The sequence below is a fragment of the Bradyrhizobium sp. Ce-3 genome (genome assembly GCF_022835695.1).
Lineage (GTDB): Bacteria > Pseudomonadota > Alphaproteobacteria > Rhizobiales > Xanthobacteraceae > Bradyrhizobium.
In genome coordinates this window covers 136,719-159,096 of sequence record NZ_BQUV01000008.1, presented here as the reverse complement: position 1 = coordinate 159,096, position 22,378 = coordinate 136,719, and the positions used below count along the sequence as shown (strand labels likewise).

Annotated in this window: 19 protein-coding genes; 15 read left to right on the top strand and 4 right to left on the bottom strand. The window is 65.2% G+C overall.

Translation table 11 applies throughout. From position 1 onward, the window contains the following. Positions 1 to 21 precede the first annotated feature (21 nt). Positions 22 to 897 carry a PhzF family phenazine biosynthesis protein gene (locus BRSPCE3_RS26250; RefSeq protein ID WP_244069186.1) on the top strand — a complete coding sequence of 292 codons (876 nt, stop codon included), beginning with the start codon at positions 22 to 24 and terminating at the stop codon, positions 895 to 897. 12 nt (positions 898 to 909) lie between these two features. Here BRSPCE3_RS26250 and BRSPCE3_RS26245 read toward each other — a convergent pair whose 3' ends face one another. Beyond that, positions 910 to 1,422 carry a helix-turn-helix domain-containing protein gene (locus BRSPCE3_RS26245; protein ID WP_244069185.1) on the bottom strand — a complete coding sequence of 171 codons (513 nt, stop codon included), beginning with the start codon at positions 1,420 to 1,422 and terminating at the stop codon, positions 910 to 912. 208 nt (positions 1,423 to 1,630) lie between these two features. On the opposite strand from BRSPCE3_RS26245, the gene BRSPCE3_RS26240 reads away from it, so the two are divergent. The 12 genes from BRSPCE3_RS26240 to BRSPCE3_RS26185 all read left to right on the top strand — a co-directional run bounded on the left by BRSPCE3_RS26240 (position 1,631) and on the right by BRSPCE3_RS26185 (position 14,132). Further along, a complete protein-coding gene (locus tag BRSPCE3_RS26240; RefSeq protein ID WP_244069184.1) occupies positions 1,631 to 2,269 on the top strand; it encodes a 2-hydroxychromene-2-carboxylate isomerase in 639 nt (212 codons plus the stop codon). Positions 2,270 to 2,388: 119 nt separating this feature from the next. After that, positions 2,389 to 3,894 (top strand): AMP-binding protein, encoded by a 1,506-nt coding sequence (locus BRSPCE3_RS26235; protein WP_309296336.1) that lies wholly within the window; start codon positions 2,389 to 2,391, stop codon positions 3,892 to 3,894. A 51-nt stretch (positions 3,895 to 3,945) separates the two neighbouring features. After that, entirely contained in the window at positions 3,946 to 4,683 is a 738-nt protein-coding gene (locus tag BRSPCE3_RS26230) for an SDR family oxidoreductase (RefSeq protein ID WP_244069183.1), read from the top strand. 9 nt (positions 4,684 to 4,692) lie between these two features. Then, positions 4,693 to 5,874 (top strand): acyl-CoA dehydrogenase family protein, encoded by a 1,182-nt coding sequence (locus tag BRSPCE3_RS26225; protein ID WP_244069182.1) that lies wholly within the window; start codon positions 4,693 to 4,695, stop codon positions 5,872 to 5,874. A 74-nt stretch (positions 5,875 to 5,948) separates the two neighbouring features. Next, positions 5,949 to 7,079 (top strand): acyl-CoA dehydrogenase family protein, encoded by a 1,131-nt coding sequence (locus tag BRSPCE3_RS26220; RefSeq protein WP_244069181.1) that lies wholly within the window; start codon positions 5,949 to 5,951, stop codon positions 7,077 to 7,079. A gap of 15 nt (positions 7,080 to 7,094) precedes the next feature. Beyond that, positions 7,095 to 8,282: an acetyl-CoA C-acyltransferase gene (locus BRSPCE3_RS26215; RefSeq protein WP_244069180.1), complete on the top strand. Its 1,188-nt coding sequence runs from the start codon at positions 7,095 to 7,097 to the stop codon at positions 8,280 to 8,282. 21 nt (positions 8,283 to 8,303) lie between these two features. Next, the gene (locus BRSPCE3_RS26210; protein ID WP_244069179.1) at positions 8,304 to 9,314 is read left to right on the top strand and encodes a nitronate monooxygenase family protein; all 1,011 of its coding nucleotides are present in this window, start codon (positions 8,304 to 8,306) and stop codon (positions 9,312 to 9,314) included. 12 nt (positions 9,315 to 9,326) lie between these two features. Continuing rightward, positions 9,327 to 10,100, top strand: coding sequence for an enoyl-CoA hydratase-related protein (locus tag BRSPCE3_RS26205; RefSeq protein WP_244069178.1), 774 nt, complete (start codon positions 9,327 to 9,329; stop codon positions 10,098 to 10,100). Between the two features lie 41 nt (positions 10,101 to 10,141). Further along, positions 10,142 to 11,302, top strand: a complete 1,161-nt coding sequence (locus BRSPCE3_RS26200) for an iron-containing alcohol dehydrogenase (protein ID WP_244069177.1) — start codon at positions 10,142 to 10,144, stop codon at positions 11,300 to 11,302. Between the two features lie 24 nt (positions 11,303 to 11,326). Further along, a complete protein-coding gene (locus BRSPCE3_RS26195) occupies positions 11,327 to 12,133 on the top strand; it encodes a glutathione S-transferase (protein WP_244069176.1) in 807 nt (268 codons plus the stop codon). 39 nt (positions 12,134 to 12,172) lie between these two features. Beyond that, on the top strand, positions 12,173 to 12,874 hold the full coding sequence (locus BRSPCE3_RS26190) for an SDR family NAD(P)-dependent oxidoreductase (protein ID WP_244069175.1): 702 nt from the start codon (positions 12,173 to 12,175) through the stop codon (positions 12,872 to 12,874). Positions 12,875 to 12,929: 55 nt separating this feature from the next. After that, positions 12,930 to 14,132, top strand: a complete 1,203-nt coding sequence (locus BRSPCE3_RS26185) for an ABC transporter substrate-binding protein (protein ID WP_244069174.1) — start codon at positions 12,930 to 12,932, stop codon at positions 14,130 to 14,132. 1 nt (position 14,133) lies between these two features. On the opposite strand, the gene BRSPCE3_RS26180 is transcribed toward BRSPCE3_RS26185, so the two are convergent. Together BRSPCE3_RS26180 and BRSPCE3_RS26175 are read right to left on the bottom strand one after the other, a co-directional pair. Beyond that, positions 14,134 to 15,687: a hypothetical protein gene (locus BRSPCE3_RS26180; RefSeq protein ID WP_244069173.1), complete on the bottom strand. Its 1,554-nt coding sequence runs from the start codon at positions 15,685 to 15,687 to the stop codon at positions 14,134 to 14,136. A gap of 15 nt (positions 15,688 to 15,702) precedes the next feature. Next, positions 15,703 to 16,893 (bottom strand): glycosyltransferase family 4 protein, encoded by a 1,191-nt coding sequence (locus BRSPCE3_RS26175; RefSeq protein ID WP_244069172.1) that lies wholly within the window; start codon positions 16,891 to 16,893, stop codon positions 15,703 to 15,705. Between the two features lie 278 nt (positions 16,894 to 17,171). On the opposite strand from BRSPCE3_RS26175, the gene BRSPCE3_RS26170 reads away from it, so the two are divergent. After that, on the top strand, positions 17,172 to 19,277 hold the full coding sequence (locus BRSPCE3_RS26170) for a GumC family protein (protein ID WP_244069171.1): 2,106 nt from the start codon (positions 17,172 to 17,174) through the stop codon (positions 19,275 to 19,277). A gap of 27 nt (positions 19,278 to 19,304) precedes the next feature. On the opposite strand, the gene BRSPCE3_RS26165 is transcribed toward BRSPCE3_RS26170, so the two are convergent. Then, positions 19,305 to 20,648, bottom strand: a complete 1,344-nt coding sequence (locus tag BRSPCE3_RS26165) for a lipopolysaccharide biosynthesis protein (RefSeq protein WP_244069170.1) — start codon at positions 20,646 to 20,648, stop codon at positions 19,305 to 19,307. Positions 20,649 to 21,150: 502 nt separating this feature from the next. Here BRSPCE3_RS26165 and BRSPCE3_RS26160 point away from each other — a divergent pair. Continuing rightward, complete coding sequence (locus BRSPCE3_RS26160) at positions 21,151 to 22,371, top strand: NAD(P)/FAD-dependent oxidoreductase (protein WP_244069489.1); 1,221 nt, start codon at positions 21,151 to 21,153, stop codon at positions 22,369 to 22,371. The last annotated feature ends 7 nt before the right edge of the window (positions 22,372 to 22,378 follow it).

Genomic DNA, 22,378 nt, shown 5'->3' with positions numbered 1-22,378 from the left:
GGTGAGGCAGGGGGCGGCATCATGACGACAGCGGAACTGGTCAGCGTGTTCACGGTGGACGGGCAGGGCGGCAATCCCTGTCCGATCGTGGTCGATGCCAGCGGCATGAGCGCATCCGAGATGCAGGACGTGGCCCGACGCCATGGTCACGAATCCGGCTTCGTGCTGCCGGCCGAGAGCCGCGATTCCGACGCCACGTTCCGCTTCTTCGTGCCGAACCATGAAATGGAGATGTGCGGCCACGCCACCATCGGCGCGCTGTGGCTGCTGGCGCGGCATGGCAAGCTGCCCGGCGATACGATCCGGATCTCGACCCGCAGTGGCCCGGTCACCGGCTTCATCGGCCGGGATCGCAATGGCGAGCCGAGCGTCGAGATCACCCAGCCGGCCGGCAAGACCGTTCCGCTCACCGCCAGCCAGCGCGATGACGTGCTCCGCGCGCTCGCGGTCGGGCCCGATGCGGTCGGCGCGGCGATGCCCTGCAATGCCGTCACCTCGCGGATCAAGACCTTGATCCAGATGCGCTCGCCGGAGGCGCTGAACGCGCTTGATCCGTCGGCCGAGGCCGTCGAGGCGGTGTGCGGCCGGATCGGCTCGACCGGGCTCTATCCGTTCGCGGTGATCGACCGCGACGCGCGCCTGTTCGAGGCGCGGCAATTCCCGCGCTCGTCCGGCTATCGGGAGGATACCGCAACGGGTATCGCTGCTGCGGCGCTGGCGTTCGGCCTGCTCGACTATGGCCTGGTCGCGCCGAATGACGCGGAGATCCGCATCCTGCAGGGCAGGGCGATGGGCCGTCTGTCGGAAATCCGCGTCCGCATCGGCTTTGCCGGCGGCCGTCCGGTCGGCTGCCTGCTCGGCGGCGATGTCGTGCTGATGGCCGCGCCGTCACGCTGAATGAGCTGATATCTAGCTCGATTCAGCGGCGCGCTTGGCCCGCTCCCGCGCGCTGGCGTGCACCGGCGACGATTTCCGAGCACCGGGGCCGGGATGCACGTGGACATGCTTCGCGCTCAGCGGCTCGCCGCATTCCGAGCAGACCATGACAGGGTCGAACATCTTCCCGCAGGTCTTGTGTTCGTGCAGCAACGGCCGGCCGCGCGCATCGACCATGTGGATGTTGCCCCAGTGCACGATCGACATGATGATCGGATAGAGGTCGAGGCCCTTCTGCGTCAGGATGTATTCGTACCGCTTCGGCGCGTCCTGATAGGGAATCTTGCGCAGCACGCCGAAGCGCACCAGCTTCTTCAGCCGGTCGGCGAGCAGATGCCGGGTGATGCCGAGCGATGCCTGGAAGTCGTCGAACCTGCGGATGCGCAGGAAGCACTCGCGCAGGATCAACAGGCTCCAGCGATCGCCGATGACGGCGACGGTGCGGGCCAGCGAGCACGGCTCCTCCTCGAGAGCATCCCATTTCATCATCGTCTCCTGCGGTCTGCGACGGCGTCGCAACTCAAATTCTAAAACAGAACTCATATGGTTTCAATAGGATGCCTCGATAGCGGCCAAGGAGCGGTCATTGGATGACAAATATCATATTGACAGTTCTAAAATAGAACTTATGGTCCGGGCCACGATCAACCGGCGGCGACAGGCGATGGCCGCTCATCGAAGGGAAGGGCGTTCCATGGCTGCTCCGCTCAAGGCCGAATTCCACTTCGATTTCGGAAGTCCGAACGCCTATCTCGCCGAGCTCGCGCTGCCCGCGATCGAGAAGCGCACCGGCGTGAAGTTCGACTACATCCCGGTGCTGCTCGGCGGCGTCTACAAGGCGACCGGCAACATGTCGCCCGGCGAGTCCCTGCGCGGCATCAAGAACAAGCCCGAATACAATGCGCTCGAGACCGAGCGCTTCCTGCGCCGCCACAACATCACGAAGTTCACCATGAACCCGTTCTTTCCGGTCAACACGCTGGCGTTGATGCGCGGCGCGGTGGCCGCGCAGTTCGAAACCGTGTTCGAGCCGTATTTCCGTGCCGCCTATCACCACATGTGGGTCGAGCCGAAGAAGATGGACGACCCGCAGGTGTTCCGCGAAGCCTTCCTGTCCTCGGGTCTCGACATCGATCGCCTGATCGCCCGCGCCCAGCAGGACGACGTCAAGAAGAAGCTGATCGACAATACCAGCGACGCGGTCGCTCGCGGATCGTTCGGCTCACCGACTTTCTATGTCGGCAACGAGATCTTCTTCGGCAAGGACAAGGTGCGCGAGGTCGAGGAGGAGATCGTCGCGCAGCTGGCCGCTGGGCAGCGCAAGACCGCCTGAGCGGGAAGTTCCTCAACACAACAAGCCCAAAGGGCTGCGACAGGGAGGTTTCAGTGCAGGCGTCGACCCAAGTTGCTGGACAGGTTGCCGAACAAGTTGCTGAAGGAAGCCTGGAAGGCTTGCCGAACCGCATCCACGAGGTGATCGCTCACCATGTCGTCGCGACGCCGGATCATCCGGCGCTGATCGACGACAAGATGCGGCTGAGCTATCGCGAGCTCGATCAGGCCGTCGATCGCGTCGCCGCGGCGCTGCAGGCGCTCGGCATCCGTGCCGGCGACCGCATGATGATCGTGAGCGAGAATTCGATTCCGCTGGCCTGCCTGCTGCTGGCGGCGAGCCGGCTCGATGTCTGGTCGATCGTGGTCAATCCGCGGTTGTCGCCGCGCGAGCTGGATCAGATCAGGGATCACAGCGGCGCCCGTCGCGTGCTGCTGACTGCTGATGTTTCGCAGGAGGCGGCCACCCACGCCGCGCGCTACGAGGCGGCCATCCAGGATGTCGGCCCGCTCCGTGGCGTCGCCGTCACCGGCCTGAACCTCGCAACCGTAGCCGAGCCGGTCGAGGCCGAAGGCGCAAATCAGGTCGCGGTCCTGATCTACACGTCCGGCACCACCGGCGCGCCGAAGGGCGTGATGCTGACCCACCGCAATCTGCTGTTCAGCGCCCGCAGCACCGCCCAGTTCCGCAAGATGGCGGCCGACGACGTGCAGTATTGCGTGCTGCCGATCTCGCATATCGTCGGCATCTCGCTGCTGACGATGACCTTGATGGTCGGCGCCACCGTGCGGCTGGTTGCCAAGTACGATCCGGCCGCGCTGGTCAAGGCGATGGCGGAAGAGGGCATTACGATCCTGAACGGTGTCCCCGCGACCTATCAGCGCCTGCTCGAATACCGCCGCAACGCCGGCCTGCCCAAGCTCGATCGCGGCCGGCTGCGGGTGATCTCGGTGGCCGGCGCGCCGCTCGACCTCGAGCTCAAATCGCGGGTCGAGCAGGAACTCGGCCTGCCGCTGCTCAACGGCTATGGCATCACCGAATGCTCGCCCGGCATCTCCGGCGTCCGGCCGGATAATCCGCGGGCCGACCATGCGGTCGGCACCGTGATGCCGGGGCTGGAAGCAAAGCTTGTCGGTCGTGATCTCAAGCCGGTCGCCGACGGCGAAGTCGGCGAGCTGCATGTCCGCGGCCCCAACGTGATGCGCGGCTATTATCGTGCACCGGATCTGACTGCCAAGGCGATCGATCCCGACGGCTGGTTCAACACCGGCGACCTGGCCCGTTTCGAGAATGACGCACTCTATATCGTCGGGCGCACCAAGGAGATGATCATCCGCTCCGGGTTCAACGTCTACCCGGCCGAGATCGAGGCGGTGCTGAGCACGCATGACGCCGTGGTGCAGTGCGCCGTGGTCGGCCGATCGGTCGAGGGTAACGAGGAGGTCGTCGCCTTCGTGCAGTTGATCAAGGGCTCGACCGTTACCGCAGAGGATCTGATGGCGCATGTTGCTCCGCAACTGACCTCGTACAAGCGCCCGTCGGAGATTATCCTGATGGACGTGCTGCCCGCGACATCGACGGGCAAGCTTTTGAAGCACAAGCTGGCGGAGTCGCTGCGCAGCTGAGGCTGGGCCGTCGCCGCAACATCATTCATTCGAACAGGACCGGAGAACGCCATGCAGAAGAGAAACAAGACGGTTGCCGTCATTGGTGCCGGTGATTTCATCGGCGGCGAGATCGCCAAGAAGTTCGCCTCCGAAGGCTTCACGATCTTTGCCGGCCGCCGCAACGGCGACAAGCTGGCGCCCCTGGTCGAGGAGATCGAGGCTGCCGGCGGCGAGATCCATGCGCGCTCGCTCGATGCCCGCAAGGAGGAGGAGATCACCGCCTTCCTCAACGATGCCGACAAGCATGCGCCGCTTGAGGTCTGCATCTTCAACATCGGCGCCAACGTGAACTTCCCGATCCTGGAGACCACCGAGCGCGTGTTCCGCAAGGTCTGGGAAATGGCCTGCTATTCCGGCTTCCTCGCCGGGCGCGAGGCGGCGCGGCTGATGACGGCGCGGGGCGGCGGCAACATCTTCTTCACCGGCGCCACCGCGTCGCTGCGCGGCGGCAGCGGATATGCGGCGTTCGCGAGCGCCAAGTTCGGCCTCCGCGCCGTGGCGCAGGCGATGGCGCGCGAGCTCGGACCGAAGAACATCCATGTCGCGCATCTCATCATCGACTCCGGCGTCGACACCGAATGGGTGCGGCAGCGCCGCATCGAGGCACTCGGTCCGAACGCGCTGGATAATCCCGATCTGCTGATGCCGCCCGCTTCGGTCGCCACGTCTTACTGGCAGCTCTACCAGCAGCCGAAGAGCGCCTGGACCTTCGAGCTGGAAATCCGGCCGTTCGGCGAGAAGTGGTAGGAGCGGTTCATGGAGCTCGCGCTATCCCCTGAAGATGCGGCGTTTCGCGACGAAGTCCGCGCCTTCATCAAGGACAATTATCCAGCGGAGATGCGCGTCGCCAATCCGGAGACCGATCTCTCCAAGGAGCAGATGCTGCTGTGGCATCGTATCCTGCACGACAAGGGCTGGATCGCGCCGCTCTGGCCGAAGGAGCATGGTGGGCCCGGCTGGTCGATCACCCGCCGCTTCATCTTCGAACAGGAGACGACGCGCGCCGGCACGATGCCGCCGCTCGCGTTCAGCGTCACCATGGTCGGGCCTGTCATCTACACCTTCGGCAACGACGCACAGAAGCAGAAATTCTTGCCGCGCATCCTGTCCGGCGAGGATTGGTGGTGCCAGGGCTATTCGGAGCCGGGCTCCGGCTCCGACCTCGCCACCGTTCGTACCAAGGCGGTGCGCGACGGCGACCATTACATCGTCAACGGCCACAAGACCTGGACCACGCTGGCGCAGCACGCCGATTGGATCTTCTGCCTGGTCCGCACCGACCCCACGGCGAAGCCGCAATCGGGCATCTCGTTTCTCTTGATCGACATGAAGTCGCCGGGCGTCACCGTCCGCCCGATCATCACCATCGACGGCTCGCACGAGATCAACGACGTCTTCCTGGAGAATGTCCGCGTTCCGGCAGAGAACCTGATCGGCGAGGAGAACAAGGGCTGGACTTACGCCAAGTTTCTGCTCGGCAATGAACGCACCAGCATGGCCGGCATCGGCCGCTCGACGCGCTACATCAATCGGTTGAAGAAGATCGTCAGGGCTGAGATCCCCGAGGACGATCCGGCGCATCTGGAGTTCATCAGGGATATCGCCCGCGTCGAGCTCGACGTGCTGGCGCTGGAGGCGACCGAGCTGCGCGTCGTTGCCCAGATGGCGCGCGGCATCGATCCGGGTCCGGCGGCGTCGTTGTTCAAGATCCGCGGCACCGAGATCTTCCAGGATATCACCGAGCTGACCCATCGCGCGATCGGCAATTATGGCTTGGCGATCCGCGAGCATCCGGTCAGCGCCAATCACTTCATGCCGGGCCCGGATTACGGCCACACGGCGTCGGAGAAATATCTCAACTCGCGCAAGCTCTCGATCTACGGCGGATCGAACGAGATCCAGCGCAACATCATCGCCAAGGCGGTGCTTGGACTCTAGGGCATGATCCGGAAAAGTGTGAAGCGGTTTTCCGAAAAGACCATGCTCAAACAACTAGCGGCAACGAGGATCGGATGGATATCCAGTTCACGGAAGAGCAGGAATTGTTGCGGTCCAGCGTGCAGCGGCTGCTGCGCGACCGGTATGACTTCGACGCGCGCCGCAAGATCGTCGGCAGCGAGGACGGCTTCAGCCGCAAGCATTGGGCCGAATTCGCCGAGCTCGGCCTGCTTGCCGCGCCATTCTCGGAGGCCGCCGGCGGGCTCGGCGGCGGACCACTGTCGACCATGATCATCATGCAGGAGTTCGGCCGCCATCTCGTGGTCGAACCGTTCGTCGAGACGGTTGTCGTTGCCGGCGGCCTGATTGAGCAGGTGGGTTCCGAGGCGCAGAAGCGGGCTTTCATTGCAGACATCATCGCGGGATCGAAGCTGTGGGCGCTGGCCTGGACCGAGAAGGGCTCGCGGTTCGATCTCGCCACCGTCACCACCACGGCGCGCGGCGACGGTGACGGCTACGTCCTCGCCGGCGACAAGACGGCGGTGATGGCCGCGCCCTGGGCGGATTATCTGATCGTCTCCGCCCGCACCTCGGGTCATCGCCACGATCGCGGCGGCGTCAGCCTGTTCGTGGTCGATCGCCGCGCTGCCAATCTCGATTTGCAGAGCTTCAGGACCATCGACGGCCGCCGGGCGGCCGAGATCAGCTTGCGCGGCGTACGCGGCGAACTGCTCGGCCGGGAAGGCGAGGGCGTCGCCGCGCTCGAAGCCTGCCGCAACCGCGCGATCGGCGCGCTCTGTGCCGAGGCGGTCGGTGCGATCGGCGAGCTGAACGACGCGACACTCGACTACTCCAAGACGCGCAAGCAATTCGGCGTCACGATCGGCAGCTTCCAGGTGCTGCAGCACCGGATGGTCGACATGTTCATCGCGCATCAGGAGGCGCTGTCCCTGATGCAGCACCTCAGCCTCAGCCTGATTGGCGATGAGGCCGGCCTCTCGCGGCTGGCGTCCGGGGCAAAATCCAAGATCGGCTATGCCGGCAAGTTCGTGGCCGACCAGGCGGTGCAGTTGCACGGCGGCATGGGCATGACCGACGAGCTCAATGTCGGGCACTACTTCAAGCGGATTTCTTCCATCAACATCCAGTTCGGCGATCCCGCCTATCACGTGCTGCGCTATGCGCAGCTCGACGCGGCCGCCTAAGCCAGAGAGGCAAGCATGTCACAGGATGCAGTGATCGTTTCCACCGCGCGCACCGGCGTCGGCAAGGCCTATCGCGGCGCGCTCAACAACACCGACGGCCCGACCCTGGCCGGCCACGTGATGGCAGAGGCCGTCAAGCGCGCCGGCATCGCGCCCGGCGAGGTCGAGGACGTGGTGATGGGCTGCGCCATGCAGCAGGGCACCATGGTGATGAATGTGGCGCGCAAGGGTGCGATTCGCGCCGGACTTCCGGTCACGGTGGCCGGCACCACCATCGACCGGCAATGCGCCTCCGGCCTGCAGGCGATCGCGGTCGCGGCGCGCTCGGTGATGCTTGACGGCGTCGAGATCGCGATCGGCGGCGGCATCGAGTCGATCAGCCTGGTGCAAAACGAGCACATGAACCGGTTCCACGCCGTCGACGATGAACTGATGGCGATGAAGCCCGAGATGTACATGTCGATGCTGGAGACCGCCGAGGTCGTCGCCGAGCGCTATGGGATCGGCCGCGACAAGCAGGACGAGTACAGTCTCGAGTGCCAGCGCCGGGTCGGCGCCGCGCTGCAGGGCGGCCGCTTCAACGACGAGATCGTGCCGTTCACGACCAAAATGGCCGTGGTCAACAAGGACACCAAGGAGGTCAGCTTCCAGCAGGTGACGCTGGCCAAGGACGAAGGACCGCGGCCGGATACCACGGCGGACGGACTTGCGAAGATCAAGCCGGTGTTCGAGGGCAAGACCATCAGCGCCGGCAATGCCAGCCAGCTCTCGGACGGTGCCTCGGCCTGCGTGATCATGAGCGACAAGATCGCCGCGCAGAAGGGGTTGAAGCCGCTCGGCATCTTCCGCGGCTTCGTTGCCGCCGGCGTCGAGCCGGACGAGATGGGCGTCGGCCCGGTTGCCGCGATCCCGCGGCTGCTGAAGCGGCATAACCTCAAGATCGACGACATCGATCTCTGGGAGCTCAACGAGGCCTACGCCGTGCAGGTGATCTATTGCCGCGACAAGCTCGGCATCGATCCGGACAAGCTCAACGTCAATGGCGGCTCGATCGCGATCGGCCATCCCTACGGTATGACCGGCGCGCGGCTCACCGGCCACCTGCTGATCGAGGGCCGGCGGCGCAAGGCGAAATACGGCGTGGTGACAATGTGCATCGGCGGCGGCATGGGCGCAGCCGGTCTGTTCGAAATCGTCCACTGATCGGAAACGCGGGAGCGACTTGTGAAGACAGCAATCACTGAACTGTTCGGTATCCAGCATCCGATCATCCAGGGCGGCATGCATTATGTCGGCTTTGCCGAGATGGCGGCTGCGGTGTCCAACGCCGGCGGCCTCGGCATCATCACCGGCCTGACCCAGCGGACGCCGGAGCTGCTGGCGAAGGAGATCGCGCGCTGCCGCGACATGACCGACAAGCCGATCGGCGTGAACCTCACCTTCCTGCCGAGCTTCACCGCGCCGCCCTATCCGGAATATATCGCCGCGATCCGCGAGGGCGGCGTCAAGGCGGTGGAGACCGCGGGCCGCAGCCCGGAGCAGTACATGCCGGCGCTGAAGGCGGCCGGGATCAAGGTGATCCACAAATGCACCTCGGTGCGGCATTCGCTGAAGGCCGAGAAGATCGGCTGCGACGCGGTCAGCGTCGACGGCTTCGAGTGCGGCGGTCACCCCGGCGAGGACGACATCCCGAACATGATCCTGCTGCCGCGTGCGGCGGACGAGCTGACAATCCCGTTCGTCGCCTCCGGCGGCATGGCGGATGCGCGCAGCCTGGTCGCGGCGCTGTCGATGGGTGCCGCCGGCATGAACATGGGCACGCGTTTCATCGCGACCAAGGAAGCGCCGGTGCATCCAAATGTGAAGCAGGCGCTGCTCGATGCCGACGAGCTCGATACGCGCCTCGTGATGCGCGCGCTGCGCAACACCGAGCGGGTGCTGAAGAACAAGGGCGTCGATGAGCTGCTCGAGATCGAGCGGGAGAAGGGCGCCCGGCTGAAGATCGAGGACATCCACGAGCAGGTCGCCGGCGTCTACCCGAAGGTGATGATCGACGGCGAGATGGATGCCGGCGCCTGGAGCTGCGGCATGGTGGTCGGCCTGATCCACGACATCCCGACGGTCAAGGAACTGATCGACCGCATCATGACCGAGGCCGAAGCGATCATCCGGCAACGGCTGACCGGCTTCCTCGACGGCAAATTCGAAACCACGGCGGCCCGCGCGGTCGCCTGACGGGAGAGTGCCATGACCGAGCATGTCAAAGTGGAAGTCGCCGCCGGCGTCATGACGCTGACCTTGCAGCGGCCGGAGAAGAAGAACGCGTTGACCGGCGCGATGTATGACGCGATGTCGAGCGCGCTGAAGCAGGCCGAGGCGGACCCGTCCGTCCGCGTCATCCTGTTCCAGGGCGATGGCGACAGCTTCACCGCGGGCAACGACCTGGCCGATTTTGCGAGCCAGGCGCGCGGCGAAAGCGCGGTCGATAGCCCGGCGCATCGCTTCATCGAGACCATCAGCAAAGCCGGCAAGCCGCTGGTCGCCGCCGTGCAGGGCAACGCGGTCGGCGTCGGCACCACCATGCTGCTGCATTGCGATCTGGTCTATCTCGCCGAGAACGCCCGGTTGATTACGCCGTTCGTCAATCTGGCGCTGGTGCCCGAAGCCGCATCGAGCTGGCTGCTTCCTTTACGGATCGGGCACGCCCGCGCCTATGCGATGTTCGCGCTTGGCGAGCCGATGGATGCGCCGGGCGCGCTGACATCCGGGCTCGCCAACGCGGTCGTGCCGCAGGCCGATCTGCGCAAGCGGGCGCATGACGCGGCGATCGCGCTGACCAGGCGGCCGGCCGGTTCGCTCGGCATGACCAAGAAGCTGATGCGCGAGCAGCAGCGGATCGCGGCGCAGATCGCCGCGGAAGGCGTGCTGTTCAAGGAGCGGCTGACGACGCCGGAAGCCCGCGAGGCTTTTGCCGCGTTCGCCGAACGGCGCCAGCCGGATTTCACCAAGCTGTCGGCCTGACCGGCAGCGCAATTCACGGATACATCGAGGGAGTGAACAGCATGGGCGTCGTCGGCAGCCATCAATATCCCAGCATGGAATCCGTGATTTACGGCAAGCCGGCAGCCGAAGCGCTGCGCGAGGAGGCCGATCGGCTTGGCGCCAAGCGCGTCTATCTGATCGCCAGCCGGACGCTGAACACCACGACCGACGAGATCGAGAAGATTCGCAAAGGCCTCGGCGATCGTCATGCCGCGACCTTCGACGGCGTGCCGCAGCATACAACGCGGGATGTGGTGACGCAGATCGCGCGCCAGGCCAGCGAGGCCAAGGCCGATCTGGTCGTTGCGATCGGCGGCGGCTCGGTGGTCGATGCCGCGAAGATCGTGCTGATGTGCATCGAGCACGAGATCTTCGAGCCTGCTGGCCTCGACGGGTTCGAGACCACGCCGGACCGCCGCTTCGGTCCGTTCCGCAACCCGAACGTCCGGATGATCGCGATCCCCAGCACGCTGTCGGGCGGCGAGTACAATTCCGGCGCACTGGTGACCGACACCAGCCGCAAGCTGAAGCAGATCTTCAACCACCCGATGATGATGCCGCGCAGCATCATCCTCGATCCCGCGATCACGAAGTACACGCCGGAAAAACTCTGGCTCGGCTCCGGTACGCGCGCGATGGATCACGGCATCGAGGCGATCTGCTCCAGCCGCCCCAACGTGCTGGTCGACGCGGTGTGCCAGCAGGGGCTGCGTTACCTGCACGATGGCCTGCTGCGCACCAAGGATCATCCCGATGACGCGGCGGCGCGGCTGAGCTGCCAGCTGGGCTCCTGGCTGTCGGCGTTCGGATTGCAGTCGCGGGTGCCGATGGGCGCCAGCCATGCCATCGGCCATGTGCTCGGCGGCACCTGCGACGTGCCACATTATTTCTGCACGGCGGTGATGATGCCGAGCGTGCTGCGCTACAACCGGCCCGCGACCGAGGCCGCCCAGCGATCGATCGCCGCCGCGCTCGGTGCGCCCGGCCGCGATGCCAGCGAGGCATTCGCAGGCTTCATCGCGGAGCTCGGCCTGCCGCGGCGGCTGGCCGATGTCGGGGTCAGGGAGGATCGCTTCGAGTTGATCGGCAAGAACGCGATGCTGTCGATCTTCACCCGCGCCAACCCGCAGCCGATCCGCGAGCCAGGCGACGTCGTCAAGATCCTGAAGCTGGCCGCCTGAGACAACAGCACCGGAGCAGCCACCATGGCCGCCTTGCGCATCTTCTCTTATCTGCCGAACCCGCGGGTCTGGAAGGCAACCATCGCGGCGCGGTTCTGCGGCGTCGACGTCGAGGTCCGGGGCGCCTCCGGCAAGGAGCTGCGCGACTGGTTGTGGGACTACGACGCCCGTCCGCTGGCGGAGCAGGAGCGCGCCGAGCTCGCCTCGCTGGCGCGGACCGGCCGGGTCGGACTGACCGGCGCGCAGCTGTTCAAGACCGACGCATTCATGGCGGCGCAGCCGTTCGGCAATGTTCCGGCTGCATTCGGCGCCGACGGCAAGGTCGGGATCTTCGAATCCAACAGTATCATGCGCGCGGTGGCGCGGCTCGGCGAGACGACGTTCCCGCTCTACGGGCGTGATGCCTTCGAGGCGTCCAGGATCGACAGCTTCCTCGATGTCAGCCTGGTGTTCGCGCGGGACTCGCAGATCTACCTGCTGGCGCTGTCGGGCGGCACGGTCGACGCGGCGATTCACGCGCGCGCCAGGGACGCGTTCGCGATCTATGCCTCGGGCATCGAGCAGGCATTGTCTCCAGCGCGGGACGCGCTGGTCGGGAACGGCATCTCGATTGCCGACATCTGCTTTGCCGCCGAGCTCGCGCTGTTCATGAACGAGCACGCGCGGACCGATCAGCTGCGCAAGCAGGGTTTGGAGAAGATCCTGCACGCGGGCGTTAGTGATCAATATCCGCTGATGTTCGCGCACTTTGCCCGGCTGATCGAGCACGCATATTTTGCGCCGGACCTCAAACCTTACGTGGCGAAGCTGTCGTCGAAGGCGGCCGCCTGATCTTGAAAACTGTTGGCCGCAACGCGGAGGGTTGATCGCATGACCGCACCTGTCTGTCTGATATCCGGCGTTGGCCCCGGTACCGGTTCGGCGCTCGCCAGGCGGTTCGCTGAAGGCGGCTATCGGGTCGCGCTGCTCGCCAGGAACGAAGAGCGGCTCGCCGCGCTCGAACAGCAGTTGCCGGGCGCAAAGGCCTATCGCTGCGACGTGTCAGATCCCGCGCAGATCGAGGCGGTGGCCTCTGCCGTGGAGCGCGATCTCGGCAATCCCGCCGTGGTCGTCCACAACGCGGTCGGCGGTGCGTTCGGCACCTTCCGCGAGATCGATCCGCAGATCCTCAATCGCAACTTCCAGGTCAACACGATGGGGCTGCTGTACCTGGCACGGCGGTTTGCTCCGGCGATGATCGCTGCGGGCAAGGGCGCCATGGTTGCGACCGGCAATACCTCGGCGTTGCGCGGCAAGGCCGGCTTTGCAGGGTTCGCACCGACCAAGGCGGCACAGCGGATCCTCGCCGAGGCAATGGCGCGCGACCTCGGGCCGCAGGGCGTCCACGTCGCCTATCTCGTGATCGATGCGGTGATCGATCTGGAATGGACGCGAAAGCGGTGGCCGGATCGGCCGGACGACTTCTTCATCAAGCCGAAGGCGATCGCCGACGAGGTCTGGCACGTCGCCCATCAGGATCGCAGCGCGTGGTCGTTCAACGTCGAGATCAGGCCGTTCGGCGAAGCCTGGTAGGCGCGGCACGGCGGTTGCAGGAATTGGTCAATTCATAAAAGCTCAGGGGGAATTCATGCTGTTGAAGTCGTTTGCTGTCTCCATGGCGATGCTCGCGGTCCTTGCCGCGGTGCCAGTCCGCGCCGAAACGCCAGGCATCTCGGAATCGGAGATCAAGGTCGGCGCCACGTTCCCGTTCAGCGGCCCGGCATCGCCACTCAGCAACACCGGCAAAGGCCTGATCGCCTATGTCCACTCCGTCAATGACCGCGGCGGCGTCAACGGCCGCAAGATCAATCTCATCACCTATGACGATGCCTATACGCCGCCGAAGGCAGTGGAGCAGACCCGCAAGCTGATCGAGAGCGATGAGGTGGCGTTCCTGTTCAGCCCGCTCGGCACGCCCGGGATCGGCGCAACCATCAAATATGTCACCGCGAAGAAGGTGCCGCATCTGTTCGTGGTCAGCGGCGTGACCAAGTTCGCGAATTTTGCCGAGTTTCCGCTGACCACCACGGGGCTGCCGAGCTACAACACCGAAGGCAAGATCTACGCGAAGTACATCGCGCAGACCGCTCCAGGCGCGAAGATCGCGATCCTCTACCAGAACGACGATCTCGGCCGCGATTTCGTCGCGGCGTTCAAGGAGGTGCTGAAGGGCGAGTTCGACAGCAAGGTGGTGACCTCGCCCTATGAAGTGACCGAGCCGACCATTGAATCCCGCGTGGTGACGCTGAAGGCATCGGGCGCCCAGGCATTCCTCATCGCCGGCACGCCGAAATTCGCGGCGCAGGCGATCAAGAAAGCGAGCGAGATCGGCTGGTCGCCGCTCACCATCGTCAATTACGTGTCGAGCTCGGTGTCCGCGACGATCGTGCCGGCCGGCGCCGACAAGGCGGTGGGCGTCGTGGTGGCGACCATCACCAAGGATCCCAACGACAGGAAATGGGCCGACGATCCCGGCATGAAATGGTACCGCGCCCATTTCGAGAAATATCTTCCCGGCGCCGATATCGGCGACAACAACTATCTGTTCGGGACCCAGCAGGGCCAGATCCTGGAACAGGTGCTGAAGCAGTGCGGCGACGACCTGTCGCGCGAGAACATCGTCAGGCAGGCGCGCAACATCAAGGGGCTGGTGCTGCCGACCCTGATGCCGGGGATCACGATCAACACCGGGCCCGACAACAGCATGGCCTACACGCAGCTCCAGCTGCAGCGCTGGACCGGAAGCTCATGGGAACAGTTCGGCGGCGTACTGAGCGCCGAGGCGAATTGAGCTAATGGATCCGTCGGGAGATCGGCTTCGCAAGCGCGCTGTGCCAATCCCATTGCGATGACCGGTCGCCCGACCGGAGGCCGGCCAGCAAGGCCGTGGTCTTGGGCTGAACCCGCGAGCCGTCGATCACCTCGAGCTGGCCGCAGCGGTTGAGCGTGTGCAGCTTGCGGCCGGTCCATAGCGGCCCGGGCTTGAGCAGGTGACGGACCGCTTGCCGGTATGTCGTCGGCGACAGTTCGAGCACTTCGGCAAGGCCGAGCGCCGCGCCGTATCCGGTGCTGCAATCCTGCACCGGCCGCCACAGCCTGCCATCGACGGTCACGAAGTTGCCGGCCGGACGCGTGGTCGCGCGATCCATCAGGATGGGATTGGCCGCATGCGGCTGCCAGGGTCCGAACAGCCGCTCGGCGTAATAGATCGCCAGCGTGTCGGAATATCCGCCGGTGCCGTCGCGCCAGGCGCCGAACATGTAGTGGAGCCCGTTGTGCTGCGTGATGGTCACGTCGGCAAGTTCAAGCCCGGTCAGCAGCGTTGCGTGCCGCTCCCACTTGTCCGGGAAGCGGATGCATTTGTAGATCGGTACGTCCCGATGCGCGGTGCTCTCCGGGATCATCCAGAGTTCGCCGTCGTGCTCGATCAGGAACGGGTAGGACAGGTGCCAGGGCTCCTCCAGCACGGGCTGCACTGCGCCGATCGGTCCGTTGCCGTCGAACTCGATCGCGGAGATGATGCCCTTGCCGGTGCGGTGGTCGAGGTCTTCGAAGAACACGAAGGTCCTGCCCTGCCATTTCACCGGGACAGGATCGGCATAGAAATGATTGCCGGGATCGCCGAGCACGTTCCAGGCAGGTCCCGACAGGTCGCCGGTGCGCCAGACATCCGCGTTGTCGGCGTAGCGCCAGCCGACATGCCAGTGCGGCGCGTAGCAGCACAGGCGATAGATTTCCTTGGCGATCGACGTCGCCACGCCGCGCAGCACGAACGGCGCGGGATTGCGCGGTACGCTGTTTGCCGGCGCAGCCAGTTGCGGCACCAGCCGCGGAGCGCCCGACAGGATCGGCGGCAGCATCGACAGCGTGCGGGCCATCACGGTATCGAGCCCGCCGCTCAGGCCGGCCGCGATTTCCGCAGAGGGATGGCCGCGGTCCATCACCGTGCCGTCGCGTTCATTGACGATTTCGATCACCGGCAGGTCGCCGGCGAGAATGGCGGAAAGTGCCGCGCCTTCTCCCGCGTGTCCGTTGAACCGCGGACGGAGATACAGCTCGGCGGCGCAGTTCGGATCCGGCGCGGCGCTGGTGAAGTCGACCACCACGTCGGGATTGCCCGCGCGCGGCCGCTCCGGGATGGTCTTCAGCCGGTCGGCGCCGCCGGCCTTGCCCTTGCGCAGCACGATGCGCTCGAGCTCGAACAGCGCCTCGAGGCCCGCCGGGTGAGGGTCCGGCGTCGTGGTCCAGGCAATTTGAACGGGAATATCCTGATCGTTGACGCGCAGTGACTCACGGCACATCCAGAGCCGCGGCTGCGCGCGATCGCAGCGAAACTCGATAATCATGGCCAGCCCAACTTCCTAGTGCGCGTCCGCCCCCACAGCGTCGCCGAGAATGCGGACGTATTCCTCTATCATGGCATCCAACGAATAACGCGACTTCAGACCCACGGCGCTTTGCCGCAGCTGCTCGCTCAACACACGATCGCTCAGGACCTTCGACACGGCGGCCGAAAACTCCGCCTCATTCGCAGCGTCGACGAACACCGCCGCCGGCTGCCCCTGGTAGGACAGCACCTCGCGCAGCACGGGCAGATCATTGACGACGCAGGGAATGCCGGCGCTCGCGGCTTCGACCGCGGCGAGGCCGAACGTCTCGGCCTGCGTCGGGAAGACGAAAACGTCGAGGCAGGCCAGGAAATCGGCCATCCGGCGCGGCGGAATCTCGCCGATGAAGTGCAGCCGGTCGGAGACATCAAGCTCATTCGCCAGGGCGCGCAGTCGCCCTTCATCCGCGCCCTGGCCGGCGAGGGCAAGGTGCCAGGATGGGTCGGCGGCCAGCAGGCGAATCGCCGCATCGAGCCGCTTGTGCGGGTGCAGCCGTGCCGCGCAGCCGAGCAGAGTGCGATCCGGCGGCAGCTTGAACTGCTGCCGTGCGACGTCCTTCGGCAGGCTGTGCGACTTGTCGTCGAAGCCATGCGGCACGTGCTTCATGCGCGACCGATAGGGCGCCGGGTAGCGCGCATATTCGCGCTCCATGTCCCGCGAGTTCAGCGTGATGCACCGGAAGAACCCGGTGGAGCCCATGATGATGTCGGCGGCACGCACCGGCATGCTCATCGACAGCGCCGAGGACACCTGGTTGGCGATGACGGGGGCGCGGCTGACAACGCGCGACACGCCGCCGCCGATCACGTTGCCGAAATGCTGGAAGGTCAGGACGACGTCGGGCCTGATGGCCCTGAGATGGCCGGCGAGCATCCACAGCATCCGCAGCAGCGCCGCCGGATTTCCCGGGCGGCTCGGCGCGCAATAGAACGTATTGGGCGGCTCGTCGAAGGAATCCGATTTGCGGAAGAAGAACAGGTTGCTGACGTCATAGCCGCGCGCGGTGAGGCCGGCACCGAGCAGCCGCGAAATCTCCTGTGCGCCGGCGTTCTCGGCCTGGGTCTGCACCAGGACGACGCGCAGCTTCGGCTGGCTCTCGTTCGGTCGATCGCCTGACGCGGTCGATGCCTCGCGCAATTCTGTGCTTGGCGTGTAATGGAGCACGGATTCCTCACCCGTCGAGGGAGTGGTTTGCTCTCCCTCATTTTTGCGCGCGTACTTATCACGCGAAGCGCGCTCGTGCACCGGGTAGCGCGTGGTGAGGTTACTGCTCATTTAGTGCGATCAGACATTGCCAGCAATCGAGAGCCATTGTCTCACACATAGGGTACAGCCGGCTCGTTAACTAATTGGTTACGGCCGCCTCAAGCGGGGGTAACCGCGGATTAACCATAGATATTTACGTTGGAGCAGTACTGTCAGTTGAATTCGAGTTAGCACCCATGAAGTTCGGTAGCCGTGCCGGCCCGAGACGTTCCGAAGCCACGGAACCCGCAGCGTCGTGGGAAACTGCCGGCGCGCCGACCGGCCAATCTTCCGCGGAAACCACCAAGGGCGTGCTTAGCATCGCGGGTGTGGTGGCGTTTTTTCGCGAGAAGGGTCAACGCATCCTGATGCTCGCCGCGGTCATCTTCGCGGTCGGTATCATCCTGCTGATGTTGATCCCGGCGCGCTATGCCGCGACTGCGCTCGTCGTCGTCGACCCGCGCGAGCAGCGGGTGACCGCCGATCAGGACGTGTTGCCGGGGATCGGGCAAGATGCCGCAGCCCTGCAGAGCTATGTCGAGATCGCCAAGTCAGATGGATTTCTCGGGCCATTGATCGACCAGCTCAAGATCGCCGAGGACAGCGATATCGCAGGCGGCAGGACCGACGCCACGCGCCTGCTCGACCGGTTTCGCAACCGGCTCGATATATCGAGGCGCGGATTAACCTATGTTATCGCCATCAAGTTCACGTCCAACGACCCGCAGCGCGCGGCGTATTACGCCAATGCGGTGGCCGAGGCGTTCGTCGCCGGCCAGCGCGGAACGCGTAGCCTGGCTACCGACGAGGCCGCCGACTGGTTGAAGAGCCGGCTCAAGACGCTGAACGACCGGCTGCGGTCGTCGGAGGATGCCGTTGCCAAGTTCAAGCTCGAGCACCGTATCGTCAACGCCGGCAAGGAATCGACCACGCAGCAATTGCGCGTCACCGACCTGACGCAACAGGTCGCCGCCGCACGGGCGCGCACCGAAGAAGCCAAGGCGCGCTACGAGCAGTCGCAGCGCGACCTCAAGGCGAATGTCGATGGGCCGGTCAAGCAGGACCTGCTGAGCGTGCTGCGTGCCCAGCGCTCCGCGCTCAATGATCAGATCGCGCAGAAGCGCGCGGTGCTCGGCGACCGCCATCCCGACCTCGTGATGTCGCTCGGCCAGCTCAGCGACCTCAACAGGCAGATCGAGATCGAGCGGAAGAAGAATATCGACACCGCGAAGTCGGAATACGAGGCGCAGCGCGACCAGCAAAAGGCCATCGAAGATCAGTTGAAGGCGGCCGAACAGCAGATCCTGGTCGACGGCCAGGCGCTGGTGAAGCTGCAGGAATTGCAGCGCGACGCCGACGCCAACAAGAATATCTACGAGCAGTTCCTGTCGCGCTACAAGACGACCGACGAGCAGCGGCTGCTGCAGAGCTCGCAGACCAAGGTCGCTTCTCCGGCGACGCCGCCGGTGCGCTCGACGCTGCCGCCGCTTCCGCTGTTGCTGGTGGCGCTGGCGATCGTCTCGCTGCTGACGTCGACGGCGATCGTCGCCGTTCCCGGTCTCAATCTGAAACAGCTCCCGCTCAAAAGCATTCCGCCGCTTCGTCGTGCCGAGGCGCCGGCACTTGCCCCGGCCGCGCCGCAACCAGCGTTGCCGCCGGGATTGCCGGTGCTGGCCCGGATTCCCAACATGGTGTCGCCGGATGCCGTCAGGAGCGTCTGGCAGACGCCGATTTCGCCGACGGCCGAGCCCGATCTCAGCCCGCATCTTCAGCTGCTGATCGAGAACATCGAGCAGCTTCCGGGAGACCACGGCAAGGTGGCGTTGCTGCTGTCGGCCGAGGCCGGTGCGGGCGGCAGCACCGTTGCCCGGTCGCTGAACCGGTCCGCAGTGAAGAACGGGATGCTCAGCGTCCTGATCGAGATGGAATCCAGGCGCGCCGAGGCTGCGCCGCTGCAAGGCTCGGGGATCATCAAGGCCGACCTGCCGTCCGTCGTCGAACTGCTGGGCGCCAGCAGCAAGGCGCCGCCCTATCCGCCGGACGATATTCGCGCCGATTTCGGCCTGATCATCGTCGACGCGTCGTCACTTGACATGCAGCCGGCTGCGGTGGCGCTGGCTGCCCATGCCGATCTGGTGATCCTGGTGGTCCGCGAGGGCGCCGCCAACTCGGCTGCGCTGGGCAAGGCGCGAGCCGAACTATCCAGGTTTGGTTCGGTCCCGACCGCGCTGGTCGTCAATCGCGTGACGGTCACGGCCGCCGTTCGCGGTCCTCAGGGCGAAGCCCTGGGCTTGGCAAGCTGACGGCGGTTTGGCCGGGCTGCGGGATGTTTAGTCCTTGCTGTCCGCAACGCGGACCGCGTAGGCGCGGTCCTTCGACGCCAGATGCGACAGCACCAGAACGGACGGATCGACACCGGTCCGCCGGCGGCACAGCACATTGAGCGCGATGGTGGCGAGCACCAGTGAAACCGTTGCCGCGATCGCGGCGCCGAGCACGCCGAGCCAGGGGATCAGCACGACAAATCCGACCAGCCGCAACGCCACGTTGGCGGCGACCACCGGAACATACTCGCGCTCGTGGCCGGTGAGCTGCAACACCGCGGCCGACGGCCCGCCTGCCGCCTGGAAAGCCGTTCCGATCGCAAGCACGATCAACACCCACTGCTGCGCGGCGAAGTGCGGCCCGAACAGGCCGAGCAAATAGGGCGCGCCAACCCAGACGATGACGAGGCCGCTGAACACGCAGAGTGCGGTCACCTCAGCCATCAGCTTCAGCGTATGCTCGAGCTCGTGGTGGTTCTTGCTGAAATACAGTGATGGAAGCCGGCGCGCGCCGAACGTGTAGAGTGCGGCCGAGAGCATGGCGAAGATGTTGGCCAGCCGCGAGGCTGCGAAATAGACACCGGCGGTGGCCGGATCCAGCATCCAGTAGACCAGGATGACGTCGAAATACTGGTTTGCCGCTTCGAGAATGGAGGCGAGCCAGAACCGGAACGCGCTCCGGTTCCAGCGTGACGTCTCGAACCGCGCCGTGACCGCGCGCAGATTCGGCAGCACGCGCACGATCGACACGATCTGCACGACCAGCCCCAGCGCCATTGCGACCGTCATCGCGGTGAACAGTTCCGCAGGCGTGAGCTGGCGGTGACCGAACAGCACCGCGATCAGGACCAGGACTACGGCAACCCGCCAGAAGAACTCCCGATTGCCTTCGCCCATCAGGATGCTGACCAGGGACCGTGCGATCTGGCTGCCGAGCATCAGGCCGGCATTGACGGCGGTGAACGCCGAGACCGAGAGGATCAGGAGCCACCACTCGCCGCGAATGGTTGCGACCGCCGCGATCGCGGCGATCGAGATCAGCATTCCGATCGCGGCGTTCTTCAGGCTCGACAGCAGCACGCCCTTGGTGAACTCGGCCTGACCGCGCACCTCGTACTCGTTGAGGAAGCGGACCAGCAGCAACTCCTGGCCGGCCAGGCCCACGACCGAGGCGATCTGGGCGACCGAGAGCAAGGTCGCAAAGTCTCCGAACGCGTCGGGCGTCATCGCGCGCGCGGCAAGCGAGAACAGCGCAAACGCAAGCCCGCCGCTGCCAACCTTGAGGAGGATGGTCCCGGCAACGCCGCGCGTGACATCGCGCCGTAGCAATTGAAGAACAGAGGCAATCACCAGAGACGTCTCAATATCCAGTCAGGCTGTTGACCCTAGCAACCGGTGCGGTCACGAGTGTTAATGTTCTCTTGCTAAAATTCCGTTCCCACCGGCAGGCCACCAGGGTTCCGCGCGGCCGCGAAGCTGGCCGTCGGTCGGGCTGCTGCTCCATTCTGGAACGCCGACGTCCGCGCTGTCTCCATACGGCGCAGGTTGGATTGCGTTCCGGCGCCCGGTCCAATGGCATGGATCGCGTCGGCCGAGGCCAGATTTGTGCGTCAGGGGCATCCGTCGAGGCTCCACGGCCGGGCCGTTGTCCGCCATTCTGCTGCGGAGGCTCCAAAACATCGATTTCATGGACATTCCTGCTGCAAGCGACGTGCCGAGAGCCCGCCCGGCGCGGTTTGGATGCTCCCGTTAACCTCAACGATGGAACGTGTCGCGTTCGCTCGGCAAGTCGAGCAGGGCAGGCAAGGAAATTGCAGTTCTGCGGCTATTAGCCGTCTTCGGAGCGGACATGATGATTGCCGAACGAACCACCACCCAGCCGATCGCAGCCTGCGAGGCCGAGATCATCGAAGCGGACGTCGCCATTGTCGGCGCCGGCCTGGCAGGCTCGCTTGCAAGAGCCGTCCTGTCCCGGGCCGGGTACCGGGTCGTCCTGATCGACAAGCGCTCGGTTCCACCGGACGAATTCCGCGTCGAGAAGATCGCGGGGCGGCAGATCGATATCTTGCGCCGCCTGGGCTTCATCGACGACGTCGAGGCCGCCGCCTCGTCATACGACCGGGTGCTCAACATCAGGGGCGGCAAACTGGTCGATATCGGTGTCGGCCGTTCCTACGGTATTTCCTATGCCAACCTCGTCAACATGGCCCGCGGCCTGACTCCCGAATCGTCGACCTTCCTGCTCGACCAGGTGACCAATGTCAGCTGCAGCGAGGATCGTCAGCAGCTGACGCTGGCCTCCGGGAAGCGCGTCGTCTCGCGCCTGGTCATTCTGGCGACCGGCATGGTGAGCGCGCTCGGTTACCATCTCGGCATGCGCCGGCAGATGATTGCCGCGCGCCACTCGGTGACGTTCGGCTTCACGATCGCGCGGCCGGATAACACGCCGTTCGGCTTCGATGCGCTGACCTGCTACGGCAAGGAGGCTGCCGACGGCGTCGACTATCTCAGCCTGTTTCCGATGTCGGGCGGCATGCGGGCGAACCTGTTCATGTTCCGCGATCCGGCCGATCCGATCATGCGCGAGCTGCGCCGCGACACCCGACGGACGCTGCTGCGCCTGATGCCGGGATTGGAGCGCCATCTTGGCGACTTCCAGATCGTCGGCCAGGTGCAGAACTGGGTCATGGACCTGTCCGTCACCGAGGGGCATTTGCAGCCGGGCGTCGTGCTGATCGGCGATGCGTTTCAGACCAACTGTCCCGCGGCGGGAACCGGCGTGAGCCGTCTGCTGGTGGATATCGAGCGTCTTTGCACCGAATACGTGCCGCGCTGGCTCGAGACCGACGGCATGGGCATAGAGAAGATCACGCAATTCTATGCCGATCCCGACAAGCTCGCCTCCGACCGCCACTCGCTGCAACTGGCGCGCTACCGGGAGGCTTTGACCTCCAAGACCGATGTGCGCTGGACCACGCAGCGGAAGCTGCACTTCCTGCGCCGCACGATCACGCATCAGGTGGACCGGATCCATCCGGGATGGGTGATGCGCATCCGCAGCGCGCTCCGGTAGATGGCGG

Excerpts from the sequence above, each read along its gene's own strand:
- BRSPCE3_RS26230 (WP_244069183.1), top strand. The coding sequence starts at position 3,946 with ATGCAGAAGAGAAACAAGACGGTTGCCGTCATTGGTGCCGGTGATTTC.
- BRSPCE3_RS26160 (WP_244069489.1), top strand. The coding sequence starts at position 21,151 with ATGATTGCCGAACGAACCACCACCCAGCCGATCGCAGCCTGCGAGGCC.
- BRSPCE3_RS26200 (WP_244069177.1), top strand. The coding sequence starts at position 10,142 with ATGGGCGTCGTCGGCAGCCATCAATATCCCAGCATGGAATCCGTGATT.
- BRSPCE3_RS26195 (WP_244069176.1), top strand. The coding sequence starts at position 11,327 with ATGGCCGCCTTGCGCATCTTCTCTTATCTGCCGAACCCGCGGGTCTGG.
- BRSPCE3_RS26250 (WP_244069186.1), top strand. The coding sequence starts at position 22 with ATGACGACAGCGGAACTGGTCAGCGTGTTCACGGTGGACGGGCAGGGC.
- BRSPCE3_RS26225 (WP_244069182.1), top strand. The coding sequence starts at position 4,693 with ATGGAGCTCGCGCTATCCCCTGAAGATGCGGCGTTTCGCGACGAAGTC.
- BRSPCE3_RS26215 (WP_244069180.1), top strand. The coding sequence starts at position 7,095 with ATGTCACAGGATGCAGTGATCGTTTCCACCGCGCGCACCGGCGTCGGC.
- BRSPCE3_RS26170 (WP_244069171.1), top strand. The coding sequence starts at position 17,172 with ATGAAGTTCGGTAGCCGTGCCGGCCCGAGACGTTCCGAAGCCACGGAA.
- BRSPCE3_RS26190 (WP_244069175.1), top strand. The coding sequence starts at position 12,173 with ATGACCGCACCTGTCTGTCTGATATCCGGCGTTGGCCCCGGTACCGGT.
- BRSPCE3_RS26185 (WP_244069174.1), top strand. The coding sequence starts at position 12,930 with ATGCTGTTGAAGTCGTTTGCTGTCTCCATGGCGATGCTCGCGGTCCTT.
- BRSPCE3_RS26220 (WP_244069181.1), top strand. The coding sequence starts at position 5,949 with ATGGATATCCAGTTCACGGAAGAGCAGGAATTGTTGCGGTCCAGCGTG.
- BRSPCE3_RS26245 (WP_244069185.1), bottom strand. The coding sequence starts at position 1,422 with ATGAAATGGGATGCTCTCGAGGAGGAGCCGTGCTCGCTGGCCCGCACC.
- BRSPCE3_RS26180 (WP_244069173.1), bottom strand. The coding sequence starts at position 15,687 with ATGATTATCGAGTTTCGCTGCGATCGCGCGCAGCCGCGGCTCTGGATG.
- BRSPCE3_RS26240 (WP_244069184.1), top strand. The coding sequence starts at position 1,631 with ATGGCTGCTCCGCTCAAGGCCGAATTCCACTTCGATTTCGGAAGTCCG.
- BRSPCE3_RS26205 (WP_244069178.1), top strand. The coding sequence starts at position 9,327 with ATGACCGAGCATGTCAAAGTGGAAGTCGCCGCCGGCGTCATGACGCTG.